We start from the raw sequence: 12,885 nt of genomic DNA, 5'->3' as shown, positions 1-12,885 counted from the left end.
TCGGGGACCGTGGAGTTTGCAACGGAAATTGGTTGCAGCACTGACGACGGTGATCGCGGTTGTTCTGCTCGTCGTCGGAGTGGTCGGTGTGGTGACGTTGCGTGCGTCGGTCACCACTGTCGTCGACAAGCAATTGACCGGATCGATGTCCGTATTCAGTCACTCGGTCGACAAGTATCGTGACGGAAGCCCGGTCACCGCTCCCGGCGTCGACCCGAACTACGTGAAGCCGTTGACCGAGTTCGGCGGGCAGGCGCCGGGCACCGTGATCGTGCTCCTGGACGACGGGGTAGTCACCGATTCTGCGGTGTTCTCGGACGCCGAGCCGGTCCCGCTCAGTTCCGAGGCAATTGCCCAGATCGAGAACAGGGAGTGGGCAGACAATCGCCGGCAGGACTTCGACGTGGCGGGCCTCGGCGATATGCGGATGGAAAGCCTTGCACACGATGAAGATTTGACTCTCGTCGCCGGAATATCGTTGACAGCGGCAAACGAGGCTGTGGTCCGCGAAACCGTGGTGTTGTCGATTCTCGCCCTTGCGGCACTCGTCGCGACGGTGATCTGTACGGTGCTCGTAGTTCGGGTTGCCTTCCGACCGTTGAGTCGCGTGGTTACCACGGCGAAGAAGGTCACCGATCTTCCGCTCGGCACCGGTGAGGCGGCCCTCACGGTGCGGGTCGCGGACCCCGACACGGATCCTCGGACCGAAGTGGGCAAGGTCGGGGAAGCGCTGAACCACCTGCTCAGTCACGTCGACGACGCACTGGCGGTCCGCGTGGCGGCGGATCGGAGGATGAAGCAGTTCGTCACGGATGCGAGCCACGAATTGCGGACGCCGCTGGCCGCCATCCAGGGCTACGCCGAGTTGACTCGACAGGACAGCGACCAGCTCCCCGAGATGACCGAGTACGCACTTGCCCGGATCGAATCGGAAGCCAAGCGGATGGGCGCGCTTGTCGCCGATCTCTTGTTACTCGCCCGTCTGGACGAGGGCCAGGATCTGCACACGACCTGCGTCGATCTCGCCGACCTGCTGGTCAATGCGGTGAACGATGCTCGGGTCTCGGCGCCTCTGCACCGCTGGGCGGCGGTTGTGCCCGAGTCCGCGGTCATGGTGAAGGGCGACAACGAGCGTCTCCATCAGCTCGTCGCGAACCTCCTGTCGAATGCGCGGGTACATACTCCGCCGGGTACCGCCGTGGTCGCAACGTTGACAACCACAACCGACGACCGCGATGTGGTGACGGCCGAATTGACGATCACCGACAACGGCCCCGGAATCGCGCCGGACCTGCTGAAGACCCTGTTTCAGCGTTTCGTTCGGGGCGACAAGGCCCGGTCCCGCGAGACCGACAGCACCGGCCTCGGGCTGGCAATCGTCTCCTCGATCGTCGACGCGCATCACGGTCAGGCGAGTGTCGAGTCGACTCAGGCCGGGACGACGTTCCGCGTTCGGATACCCGCGATCGAACCCTCCGGCGCTGCCACCGTCACTCATCAGCGCCTCCGGACTTCCGCCGTCACGCGCAACTAGTGTGTTGGATCCCTACAGGGTCCACAGGAACGGGAGTGTCACCACCCCGACAGGCGCCCTCACTCCGAGGCGAGGGTGAGGACGATCTTGCCGACCGCCTCACCGGAGCGGAGCCGCCCGGCTGCCTGCTGGAAGTCGGTGATGTCCACGGTCCGGTCGATCACGGGTCGGATCTCACCACGTGCGACGGCGGGGATGACCTCGGGCAGGAGCCCTGCGATGATGCCGGCCATCTCCCAGTCGCGGGTGAAGCCGAAGGACACGCCGTGGACGGTGAGGTGGCGGTAGGACAGGTGGTCGAGGTTGATCGTCGACTCGGCTCCGTCGAGGCGGCCGATGTTGACCACGTGACCGTCCTCCTTCGTCGCGGCCAGGCAGTCGGCGAACGTCTGGCCGGCGATGTGGTCGAGGACGACGTCGACGCCCTTGCCATCGGTCGCCGTCAGGGTCGCGGCGGTGAGGTCCTGCTCGCCGGTCACGATCACGGTCTCGACCCCAGCACCGGTGAGAAGGTCCCGCTTGGCGCTGCTGCGGGTCGTGCCGATCACGTGTGAGGCACCCAATGCCCTGACTATCTGCGCGCCGATGAGACCGATCGCGGTCGACGCGCCGGTGATCAGCACGCTCTGCCCGGCCGTGAACCCGGCGGTGGTGAGCGCACCGTGCTCGGTCAGCAGGCCGGTCGGCAGCGCGCAGGCGATCTCCGGGTCGAGCCCGGCGGGGCGGGGCAGGACGAACCGGTGGTCGGCGACCACGTACTCGGCGAAGGCCGACGGGATCGACCCCATCACCGCGTCACCGACCTGCCAGGTATCCACACCCTCGCCGAGTGCGGCCACCTCGCCGGCGTACTCGAACCCGGCGATGAACTCCTTGCCGTGACCACCGTGGGTGGGATCGGCCTCGGCGAGCATCGGGATGTCGGCGTTGTTCGTCGCCGCGGCCCGGTTCCGGATCAGGACCTCACCGGGCCCGGGCTGCGGGACGGGGACCTCCTCGAGGACCCATTCCGGGCCGATCCCGCCGACGAGGGCGCGCATCGTATCAGTCATGTGGGTTCTCTCCTCCGGGAAAAGAGTCGGGCACGGTTTTCAGGAGCGGCGGGTGCGCGGTGCGTGGTACTGCTCGTCGGTGACTTCCTCGAGCCAGGTCGTCTCCGGCGTGCTCGACCCGTCGCCTTCCCAAATGGCCAGGTGTTCCATGAACCGGTCGTCGGTGGCGCCGTGCCAGTGCTCTTCACCGGCGGGGCAGGTGACGGTTTCCCCGGGCTGGGCTGCGAAGACGACACCGTCGCGGGTGCCGACGAGCGCGGTCCCGCTCACGACGTGCAGGGTCTGCCCGAGGACGTGGTGATGCCAGAACGTGCGGGCGCCGGGCGAGAAACGGACCATGTTCGTACGCGCCCGCGAGGGTTCCTTCCCGGCGTAGATGACGTCGAACCAGACATCGCCGGTGAACCACTCGGCCGGCCCCTTGCCAGTCGGGACGGGATCGATGAATTCCATGAGTTGTCTCCTCAATCGGTGATGTGTCAGTTGTCGAGGTCGAGGTCGAGGTCGAAGCCGAGTTCGCGGGAGGCCTCGGCCTGCGCGCTGATCTGACGTCCCTTGTCGATGACGGCGGGGATCGCGTCGGAGCCGGCGACGAACCGCAGCGGCGGCTCATCCAGCTCTGCGACCTTGATCAGTGCCTGGGCGAGCTTGACGGGGTCGCCGGACTGCTGCCCGTTCATCGATTGCCAGGCGGCCTTTGTCTGGGTGGTGCGCTCGGCATAGTCGTCGATCGACTGGTCCGCCCAGGCGGTGGACGCCTCTTCGAGAAGTTCGGTGCGGAAGAACCCGGGCTCGACGATCGTCGTCGTGATCCCGAACGGTTCCAGATCGAAGCTCAGTGACTCCATCCAGCCCTCGATCCCGAACTTCGTGGTGGCGTAGGCGACGCAGAACTCCTGGCCGATGATCCCGGCCAGCGAGGAGACGGTCATGATGTGCCCCGACCGCTGCTTGCGCATTTGGGGTAGGACGGAGCGGGTGACGTTCATCGGGCCGAACAGGTTCGTCTCCACCTGCGCACGCATCGCGGCGTCGGAGATCTCCTCGAAGTAGCCGGCTTGGAAGGTGGCGGCGTTGTTGATCAGCACGTCGATCCGGCCGAACCGCTCCACCGCGGCGGCGACCACGGCTTCGGCATCGGCAGGGTTGGTGATGTCCAGGGCGGCGGCCAGCAGGTTGTCGCTCTCACGCAGTAGTTCCTGCACTTTTTCGGGGCGGCGGCCGGTGGCGATGACCTGATGGCCCGCCGCGAGGGCAGTGCGGGCGATGTCGGTGCCGAGCCCTCGGCCTGCGCCGGTAACCAGAATGACCTTGCTCATACGTGTATGTCTCTCGATTCTTCGTTCGTGGTGACTGTCAGTTGTTTCAGCAGCACCTTGGTGGCACGCCGTTCGTGTGGATGCACTCGACTAAGGCCACGTCAGTCGGTTTCCGGTGGGAAATCGGTGGAGGCGGCGAGTTCGGTTTGGGCTTCGAAGTCGGCGACGCGTTTGCGGAGTACGGCGAGGGTGGACTCGAGTGCCTGCGAGCCGAGCATGAGGCGCAGTGGTGCGGGTTGGACGTCGACGCTTTCGATGATGCGGGCGGCCATGCGTGCCGGGTCTCCGGGCGCCAGGCCGGCGGCGGGGTCGAGCATTTTCTGGAAGTTGTGCGCGGGTGTCGCGTCGTACTCCGGAATCGGTTCCGCGATCTGGGCGCCCCGGTAGCGGAAGTCGGTGCGGGCGCCACCGGGCTCGACGATGGTCATGCCGATGCCGAACGGCGCCACCTCCTGCGCCACCGCTTCCACGAAGCCTTCGATTCCCCACTTCGTCGCGTGGTACATCGAGTTACCGGGGAACGCGACCTGTCCGCCGTACGTCGAGAGCTGGATTACCCGGCCTCCGCCGGCAGCCCGCATGTGCGGAAGCACGGCACGGATGACCTGGATGGACCCGGTGAGGTTGGTGGCGATCATGGCGTCGACCTGTTCGTCGCTGAGCTCCTCAGCGGCCCCGAACAATCCGTATCCGGCGTTGCTCACGGCCACGTCGATCCGACCGAAGTCCGCGACGGTTCGCGTCACGGCTGCGCGCACGGCCGGGGTGTCACGGACGTCGAGTACCTCGGCCCGGAACAGGTCCGGATTCCGGCTGGTCAATTCGTCGGCGGCCCCGGGTCGGCGGACGGTGCCGACCACGCGGTCGCCGCGTTCGAGCAGTTGCTCGGTGAGGTGGCGGCCGAAGCCACTGCTGACGCCGGTGATCAGCCAGGTGCGTTCGGTCATGACTGCGACGAGTGGTCGGCGGCGGGTGCGGCCTCGTTCAACGCCCGCAGGGCGTTGAGCGTGCGCGGGTAGCCGATGAACGGCAGCAGGTGTGTGAGGACGGCGAGCAGGTCGGCCCGGGTGTTCCCGACGCGGAGATTCGCCATCGTGTGTCCCTTGACCTGGGGTTCGCAACCACCGAGGGAGGCCAGCATCGCGAACGTGAGCAGCTCACGGGTTGGCGTGTCCAGGCCGCCGCGTGTGACGTAGTCACCGAAGCAGTTCGCCGACAGGTAACGCTGGATGTGGAGCTCGTCCGGTGCTGCCGCGTCGTACATCCCGTCCACGGCGTCTGCGCCGACGATCTCCTTCTGCTTGGCCAAGCCCTTCGCCAACCGGTCCTCGGCCGTCGTCGTCGCCCGGCCTTCCAGGGGGAGGCTGATGCCACGCTCGGTGAGCACGTCGTTCGTCGCGTGGAGAAAATCGAAGACTCTCGCCATGCCGACGTACGGGACCGCCTGATACACGACCTCCTTGGCCTCCGCAGGGCTCACTCCGACGGTGAGGGCTGCGCCCAGGATGACCCGGTACTCGGCAAGTGCCTGGCTCGCGATCATCGAGGCGAGCTGCACCATCAGACGTGTACGGGTGTTCAGGTCGCCGTCCTGCAGCACCTCGTCGAACGCGAAGTTGTCGAACACCTCGATGAGCTCCGGATCAGTCTCCTTCAACGTCGAGACGTGCCCCGGGAACAGATCGTCGTGATTGTGCCTTGCTGCTTCGGTGATCGCCATGTCCAACTCTCTTCCAGGGATTCGTGTTACTCGATGCCGCACCGGAGCGCAGCGTTCGGCAGGGGTGGCCGACCAGGGCCGTCGCGAAGATCGCCGCGACGGTGCCGCGACCGGCGGTCGGTCATGCGAGGTGGTCACAAGTCGAGTAAACGCGCGATCCGGCACCCGCGGGAGTCACTGCTCTTCCAGGTAACCGCAGTACCTCCCTCGGCCGTGCCGGTCCGCATACCGTGGTACGCATGGACGACCAGCGAGCACAGGTCCGGGAGTTCCTCACCTCCCGGAGGGCGCGGATCAACCCCGAACAGGCAGGACTGCCCGCCTACGGCGGTACCCGGCGGGTTCCTGGGTTGCGCCGAGAGGAAGTGGCCCTGCTCGCCGGCGTCAGCATCGACTACTACGTGCGGATGGAACGCGGCAACCTCGCCGGCGCCTCCGACAGCGTCCTCGAAGGCCTCGCCCGCGCCCTGCAATTGGATGACGCAGAGCGCACACACCTGTTCGACCTCGCCCGGGCCGCCGAACCCGGACCCGTCCGGCAGCGCCGCTCGAAGACTGCGGGGGTCACCGCCGGCGTTCAACTGGTCCTCGACGCCATCACCGATGCACCCGCCTGGGTACGCAACGCCCGCCACGACATGCTCGCCGCCAACCGGTTGGCCCGCGCCCTCTACGCACCCGTGCTCGCCGACCCGCGCCGACCGGCGAACAATGCCCGGTTCGTCTACCTCGACCCGGCCGCGCGCGACTTCTACGTCGACTGGGACCGCGCCGCCGACGATATCGCCGCCATGCTTCGTTCCGAAGCCGGCCGCAACCCCCACGACAGACACCTCATCGAGCTGATCGGCGAACTATCCACCTGCAGTGAGGTTTTCCGGGCCCGGTGGGCGGCGCACAACGTCCGGTTCCACCGAACCGGGCACAAGAAGATCCGCCATCCCGCCATCGGAAAGCTCGAGCTGAACTTCGAGGCGATGGAGTTCCCTGCGCATCCCGGCCTCATCCTCCTGGTGTACACCGCACCCGAGGACAGTCCCGCCGCCGACGGACTCAAACTCCTCGCTACCTGGGCCGCGACCCTCGAAGAAGCCGGCCAACTCGCCACCCACCACGGCGCGGAATAGTCTGACTGACGCCAACGCAGGTCGCACTTGTGTGGATCCTTGCTCAGGGGGCCGACTTCCCCGATTCCCCGGCACCAAACGCGTCTCCCGCGTAGAGGACAAACACCGCGACCGCCGACATCGTCCTGGCTCCCGGGAAGAGGCGCGACTCAATTATGTGCCGCGGCGGAATTCGGGGGCTGCGGCGGCCTGATCGTGTCGTCTACCGACGGGATCGCAGATGATATGACGGTGGCAGACAACCGAACCCTGTTACCGGGAAAGCGTCCGTTGCGGAGATGAGGCACGCTCGGAAAGGACCGTAGTAGTGATGGTCACCGGTCCATGCGCGTCTACGCTTCAGGCGAATCGGCGTACCGGTTCTCGAGTTCCCGCATGGCAGGCAGGCCCACCAGGTCATTGAATCCGTCGAACGTGGGTGGCGGGATCTCGGCCTCGCCCGAGGCGCCGTCGGCGGCCAGTTCTCGAAGTGAGCGCTGCATCGCTGCCGTGGCAGCGAGAAGCGTCCCGATGGGCAGGAGGAGAATCGAGAAGCCGAGATCGGCGAGGTCGGTGAACGACAGTGGCGGCGATTGCCTCCCTTCCGGGACCTTGAAGACCAGTGGCGCCAACGGTGCGAGGCTCGATGCGATCTTCTCGATCTCTCGGACGTCATCCGGCGCTTCGACGAAGAGGATGTCGGCCCCGGCATCGGCATAGGCCTGGGCTCGCGCGATCGCCGCGTCGGTTCCTTCGATGGATGCCGCATCCGTCCTGCCGATGATCATGAGGTCGGAATCTTCGCGGGCGTCGACGGCCGCCCGAATCTTGCCGAGCATTTCCGCGCAGTCGATCACCTGCTTTCCCGACATGTGTCCACAACGCTTGGGGGTCACCTGGTCTTCGAGCTGGATGGCGGAGACTCCGGCCTGCTCGCAGGTCTGTACGGTCCGCATCACATTGATCGCGTTGCCGTAGCCGGTGTCGCCGTCGACGATGAGAGGAATCTGGACTGCGGCAGCCATACGTCGTGCGTTGTCAACCATTTCGCTGCCAGTCAGCAGGCCGATGTCGGGCTTACCCAGCAGAGCCGCCGAGACCGCGTATCCGGACATGAATGCAGCCTTGAACCCGGACTGCTGGACCAGGAGGGCCGACAGCGCATCGTAGGCGCCCGGAACAATCAACGGGCCGGGTCCCGTGAGGAGTTGGCGCAGTGCCCGACGAGCCATCATGCCTCCATACCGGGCTGGATGACCGCCTTGATCGGCTCATGACGTCCGACAGCCTCAATTGCGCTCTGCGCGTCCTCCAGCCCGAATCGATGCGAGACGACGTCGGTCAGTGGCAACTGCGCGTGGTAGCGCTGTGCCAGTTGGATCGTCTTGAAGATGTGCCTGGGTCGCGAGAGCGCGGATCCGATGATTCGCACGTTGTCGTTGTTGATCTTTCGAGGTTCCAGCATCGTGGTCCCGGGAGCCGACCACAGGCCGACGATGAGGTAGCGGCCACCACGTGCCACCAGTTGGGTTCCCTCCCCGAACGCCGCGAGCTTTCCCGCGGCCTCGATCACGATGTCGGCGCCCCCATCCATGACCTCCCTCGCGGCTGCAATGCGATCTGCGGAGGTGGCGTGCAAGTCGAGGTCGATGGTCGATGTCGCCCCCAGGCGCTTTGCCATGTCGAGTCTCGACGCCGGGGCTCCGATCACAACCACCTCGCCGGCCCCGGACAGGCTGGCGACCAAAGTCGCCGCCAGGCCGACGGGCCCAGCGCCCTGGACAAGCACTCTGTCCCCGAAGCGGATCTGGCCCAGGCGCTCCATGGCGTGCAGCACTGTCGGCATCGCGCAACCGAAGGCGATGACCGCCTCGGACGGGGTGTCCTCTGGAACCTTGAAGAAGGTCATCCCGTCCGGAAGAAGCGCGAAGTCGGTGTACGTCGCAAATGGCGTGAGCCGTGGATCACGGAACCGGCCGGGGGACTGGTTAGGGCACAGGGACGTGTCTTCCAAGACCGTGCATGCGTGACACCGGTGACATGGTTTCAGGGGAACCCAGTAGACGCGGTCGCCCTTCGCGAGGGGATTGCCGGCGCTGTCGGTTGTTGCTTCGGGCCCGGTCTCGACCACTCTGCCGATCCCTTCGTGACCGAGGACCATCGGCCCGGGCATGGGCACCTCACCGAGGTAGAAGTGGTAATCAGTGCCACACACTCCGGCCATTTCCACCGCGACCAGCACGTCGGCACCGGAGGGCGGGTCCACTGGGGACTCCCAGATCTCCAACGGTTTGTTGGGCTCGACCAGGACGGCCCTTCTGCCAGTACGCATTTGCTGCATTACCGCCTTCTTCACGTGAGGTTTCAGATTGACAGGCCGCCGTCAGCCACAATTGCGCTGCCGGTGATGTAGGAAGCGGCAGGGGATGCCAGGAAGCCGACAACCGAGGCGATCTCGCTCGGCTCGGCCATGCGTCCGAGAAGCACCCGCGACACGAGGCCTGCGGCGCCATCTGCTTCGCCCGTAGCCTGGACGCGTTGTTCGCTCAAGGAGTTCATCATGCGCGTGTCGACCGGCCCCGGGCACACCGCGTTGACCCGAATGCCGTGGGGCGCCAAGTCACTGGCTGCCGATCGAGTGAGACCCAGGACAGCGTGTTTGCTCGCCACGTAGGGTGCCAAGAGCACCGACGAGCGGAGCGCGGCAACCGAGGCGACGTTGACGATGGAGCCGCCGTCCGCGAGCAGCAGCGGCACCACGTGCTTGATGTTGAGCCAGGTTCCGCGTGCGTTGACGGCCCACACCCGGTCGAACTCTTCCTCGGAGTACTCATGGATCGCGCAGACGCGGCCCTCGATACCTGCGTTGTTGACCAGAAGCCGGATCGGGCCGAGTTCGGCCCCCGCGCTCTGCACGTAGTGCGCCACTGCCGCGCCATCCGTCACATCGGCGACGTACGTCCGGAGCTCCGCAGTCGGAACCTCTGCGCGGACCAGATCCGCCACGCGGTCCAACTGCTGCTGGTCGCGGTCCACGAGCGCCAGTGCGTAGCCGTCGTGGGCAAGTTGGACAGCGGTGGCGGTCCCGATGCCACCACCGGCACCGGTGAGGATCGCCCCGCGCGAACGTGTCGATTCAGATTCAGTCATTCAGTGTGTCCTCCGTATCATCGTTACTTGGTGTCCCAGTCGGTGAGTACCGAACGCAGCGCAGAGAGCGCCCGCTCTGGTGCGTCCCATAAGACCATGTGGCCGGCCCTCGGCACTTTCACAAATCGCGCCTTCGGGTTCGACAGCGTGGCTTCTTCGATGGATTGCCCGGATGCCATGGGGCTGTCGGCCCCGTAGATCAGCACGGTCGGCTCTGGGACTCCCGGCCAGAAGTCGAAGAAGTCGTCGCCCTCGAAGCCCTCGTGTGTTCGAGCGATGGCTTCGTCTGCGCAACTGGACAGCCAGCGAGCACGAAGTCCCAGTTCGCGTTGCGGCCAGGTCGGCCAGGTTCGCGCCATGTCCGCCGGGTCCAAGCCGCGCCTCGCTGCGACGAGTTGATCCTCGAAGTCGTGCAGCGTGACCGGGTACGGCCCGCGGCCTGGGCCGCTCGTCATCGGTGGGTCGACGAGGATGGTGCCGGCCAGTTTCTCCGCATCAAGGGATGCTGCGAGTCCTGCTACTCGGGCACCCATCGAGTGCCCGAACAGGAGCGGTGATTCAAGATGCAGGGAATCGATCACCGCGCGCGTGTCATCGACATAGTCCTTCAAGGAGTACGACTCGGCGCTGTCCGAGAGTCCTCGTCCTCGCATGTCGACGACAATGGGGCGGACGAGGTCGAGCAGCTCGCTCGCCACGAAGTCCAGTGTGATTGCAGGACTGGTGATTCCGGGCAACATCACCATCGGCGGTTTGTTCCCGCCGTAGTCGAGCACGTGGAGCCTCAGTGTTCCTGTGTCGACCCAGCGGCTGGTCGCCCGCAACGATGCGAGGTCGGCGAGGGCCGTTTGGAGGACGGCCCTCGGGCGGCGGACATTATCTGCGGACAACGGCTGCTCCTCGTCGGAGGTCGGGCGAACCCGAAGATAGTTTGTCCACTGATCATCTTGCGTGGTGCAGTCGTTGTCAACCCACATGTCCAGCGCTGGAGGGATTGTTCAGGGTTGCGCGGCGCGGATGTTGTAGCCCGTGTTGCGCCGGGACGGCGGGCCCGTCCACACAATGATCAGTACACAGAGCAAATCCTGCATTTCGATCAGCAATGTTCGACACTCGTCCGTAGGACCGACTCGGTTCGAAGACCCCTCGGGCCAGAGACCTCCGGCTTGGAATCCGGCATTTAGGCTCCCTGGACCTGCATAGATATGCGGTCGGACAGGCCCCGCGCCGCGCAGGCCAGGCTCGCCGGTCCGGCGGTGAGCCCTCGGAGATTGGATTGTCCAAATCCGCAGCACATCTCTTGCGGATGGAGATAGTCCGTGTTCCAATTACCTCCTCGAGCCGCGAGACGAACGTCACATAATTCGGGCGGGCGAAGGAAAGGCTGGCTACATCCAATGTCACAAACTGATCTTCCAAGGAGCGCCATGGCGACGGAATCAGCAGCAGCGAGGCCTGCCCTCGGGTCCGGTCCCACTGCCCGCAACCAGCGCCGCGCGTACCTGGCGAGCCTCATCGGCAGTGTCGTGGAGTTCTACGACTTCGCCATCTACGGGACTGCCGCAAGCCTGGTCTTCGGGTCGATCTTCTTCTCCGGCATGTCCCCGGCCGCTGGTGTGATCGCCTCGCTGGCGACATTCGCGGCCGGATACCTGGCGCGTCCGCTGGGTGGGGTCGTGTTCGGTCACTTCGGCGACCGAACCGGACGAAAGTCCGTGCTGATGATCACCCTGGTCCTCATGGGTGTCTCCACGATGGCCATCGGACTCCTGCCGACGACTGCCCAGATCGGCAGTCTCGCGCCAGTGCTGCTCGTGATCCTTCGTCTGATCCAGGGGCTTGCCGTCGGTGGCGAGTGGGGCGGTGCGGTGCTGATGTCGGTCGAGACCGGCCCGCAGAAATCTCGCGGACTCTTCGGAAGCGCGACCGGCGTCGGAGCGGCGCTCGGGGCACTGCTGGCAACCGCATCGTTCGCCGTCTTGGGACTTCTGAACGAGGACCAATTCATGAGCTGGGGATGGCGCATCCCGTTCCTGGCATCGGTGGTTCTGATTGCTATCGGCGCCTACATTCGAATGAACGTTCAGGAGAGCCCGGTCTTCGAGGCTTCTGTCGACGAGCGAGAGAATGAGACGAAGACCCGCAAGCAGACGCCCTTTGTCCAGTTGATTCGCAACCACCCGGGACGGCTCGTGCTGGCGCTGTGCGTCTACGTCGGGCCGGTCATGGCCCAGTCCATCGTCAAGATCTTCGTTGTCTCGTGGGGAACGACCCACACCGACGCTTCACGCGGACTCATGCTGAACGCCCTCACCGCGTCTCTGGCCGTGATGGTTGTCGGTGTGCCACTCTTCGCCGCGCTGTCGGACAAAGTTGGGCGACGCGTGGTTTACGTGCCGGCAGCGATCCTGTTCGGAATCTTCTCGTTCTTGATCTTTCCCATGATCGACTCGGGCTCCGCAGCCCTCGTGTTCCTGGCCTTCTTCATCTCCATGGGCGTGATCGAATCCGCGTGCCTCGGTCCCGTCGGCGCGATCCTCAGCGAGGTGTTCCCGACCGAGTCCCGCTACACCGGTACGTCCTTGGCGTACCAGTTGTCCAGCATGATCGGTGGTGGATTCGGCCCCCTCGTCGCCGCGGCGTTGGCAACGACCCTTGATCTGGGCGTCATAGCGGTGTCGCTGATGATTGCAGTGTTCTGCGCGATCAGTGCGGTCTCCACGATGATGCTTGGAGACACCCGAAAGGCCAACCTCACCCGGGTGTGAGAGTGCCAGATCGTGATGCGCCCGAGAGTTGACTCCCCAAGTTAGTCCGTGTACAGATTATTTTGACGGCCAAGCGACGGAGTCAGGCGCCGTGGGAACAACAATCCAGCCTTCGAGAGGCTGCAAAGCGCGATCACCTCGTTCTTCGAAGAGCTGGCAGGGACGTCCGCGACGGGAATCCTCGAGGTGGGGCAGGCACAACTGCTGTTTCCTTCGTCGCGCTACGTCACGACATG

General features: G+C 65.3%; 12 protein-coding genes. 3 read left to right on the top strand and 9 right to left on the bottom strand.

Annotated features, from left to right (window positions below):
• Positions 1–28 precede the first annotated feature (28 nt).
• Positions 29–1,534, top strand: coding sequence for a sensor histidine kinase (locus tag ACFVJ3_RS26605; RefSeq protein ID WP_378454900.1), 1,506 nt, complete (start codon positions 29–31; stop codon positions 1,532–1,534).
• A gap of 59 nt (positions 1,535–1,593) precedes the next feature.
• Here the strand turns inward: ACFVJ3_RS26605 and ACFVJ3_RS26600 are convergent, their stop codons facing one another.
• From ACFVJ3_RS26600 to ACFVJ3_RS26580, 5 genes are all read right to left on the bottom strand, one after another.
• Positions 1,594–2,586, bottom strand: a complete 993-nt coding sequence (locus tag ACFVJ3_RS26600) for a zinc-binding alcohol dehydrogenase family protein (protein ID WP_378454899.1) — start codon at positions 2,584–2,586, stop codon at positions 1,594–1,596.
• Between the two features lie 39 nt (positions 2,587–2,625).
• Positions 2,626–3,039, bottom strand: a complete 414-nt coding sequence (locus ACFVJ3_RS26595) for a cupin domain-containing protein (protein ID WP_061044987.1) — start codon at positions 3,037–3,039, stop codon at positions 2,626–2,628.
• A gap of 26 nt (positions 3,040–3,065) precedes the next feature.
• Complete coding sequence (locus tag ACFVJ3_RS26590) at positions 3,066–3,905, bottom strand: SDR family oxidoreductase (RefSeq protein ID WP_378454898.1); 840 nt, start codon at positions 3,903–3,905, stop codon at positions 3,066–3,068.
• Positions 3,906–4,006: 101 nt separating this feature from the next.
• Positions 4,007–4,852, bottom strand: a complete 846-nt coding sequence (locus ACFVJ3_RS26585) for an SDR family oxidoreductase (RefSeq protein WP_378454897.1) — start codon at positions 4,850–4,852, stop codon at positions 4,007–4,009.
• Positions 4,849–5,625 (bottom strand): carboxymuconolactone decarboxylase family protein, encoded by a 777-nt coding sequence (locus ACFVJ3_RS26580; RefSeq protein ID WP_378454896.1) that lies wholly within the window; start codon positions 5,623–5,625, stop codon positions 4,849–4,851. Before ACFVJ3_RS26580 ends, ACFVJ3_RS26585 begins: the two co-directional genes overlap by 4 nt.
• 239 nt (positions 5,626–5,864) lie before the next feature.
• Between ACFVJ3_RS26580 and ACFVJ3_RS26575 the strand changes: the two genes are divergently transcribed.
• Complete coding sequence (locus ACFVJ3_RS26575; protein ID WP_378454895.1) at positions 5,865–6,752, top strand: helix-turn-helix domain-containing protein; 888 nt, start codon at positions 5,865–5,867, stop codon at positions 6,750–6,752.
• 332 nt (positions 6,753–7,084) lie between these two features.
• On the opposite strand, the gene ACFVJ3_RS26570 is transcribed toward ACFVJ3_RS26575, so the two are convergent.
• Genes ACFVJ3_RS26570 through ACFVJ3_RS26555 form a run of 4 tightly spaced genes read right to left on the bottom strand, consistent with a single transcriptional unit; the run spans position 7,085 to position 10,771 of the window.
• Positions 7,085–7,963 (bottom strand): oxaloacetate decarboxylase, encoded by an 879-nt coding sequence (locus ACFVJ3_RS26570; protein ID WP_378454894.1) that lies wholly within the window; start codon positions 7,961–7,963, stop codon positions 7,085–7,087.
• A complete protein-coding gene (locus ACFVJ3_RS26565; RefSeq protein WP_378454893.1) occupies positions 7,963–9,063 on the bottom strand; it encodes a zinc-binding dehydrogenase in 1,101 nt (366 codons plus the stop codon). Before ACFVJ3_RS26565 ends, ACFVJ3_RS26570 begins: the two co-directional genes overlap by 1 nt.
• Positions 9,064–9,095: 32 nt before the next feature.
• Positions 9,096–9,881 (bottom strand): SDR family NAD(P)-dependent oxidoreductase, encoded by a 786-nt coding sequence (locus tag ACFVJ3_RS26560; RefSeq protein WP_378454892.1) that lies wholly within the window; start codon positions 9,879–9,881, stop codon positions 9,096–9,098.
• A 23-nt stretch (positions 9,882–9,904) separates the two neighbouring features.
• The gene (locus ACFVJ3_RS26555) at positions 9,905–10,771 is read right to left on the bottom strand and encodes an alpha/beta fold hydrolase (RefSeq protein ID WP_378454891.1); all 867 of its coding nucleotides are present in this window, start codon (positions 10,769–10,771) and stop codon (positions 9,905–9,907) included.
• 537 nt (positions 10,772–11,308) lie between these two features.
• On the opposite strand from ACFVJ3_RS26555, the gene ACFVJ3_RS26550 reads away from it, so the two are divergent.
• On the top strand, positions 11,309–12,649 hold the full coding sequence (locus ACFVJ3_RS26550; protein WP_378454890.1) for an MFS transporter: 1,341 nt from the start codon (positions 11,309–11,311) through the stop codon (positions 12,647–12,649).
• The last annotated feature ends 236 nt before the right edge of the window (positions 12,650–12,885 follow it).

The sequence above is a fragment of the Rhodococcus sp. NPDC127593 genome (assembly GCF_042671975.1).
GTDB lineage: Bacteria > Actinomycetota > Actinomycetes > Mycobacteriales > Mycobacteriaceae > Rhodococcus_F.
This window is presented reverse-complemented; position numbering and strand designations above follow the sequence as displayed.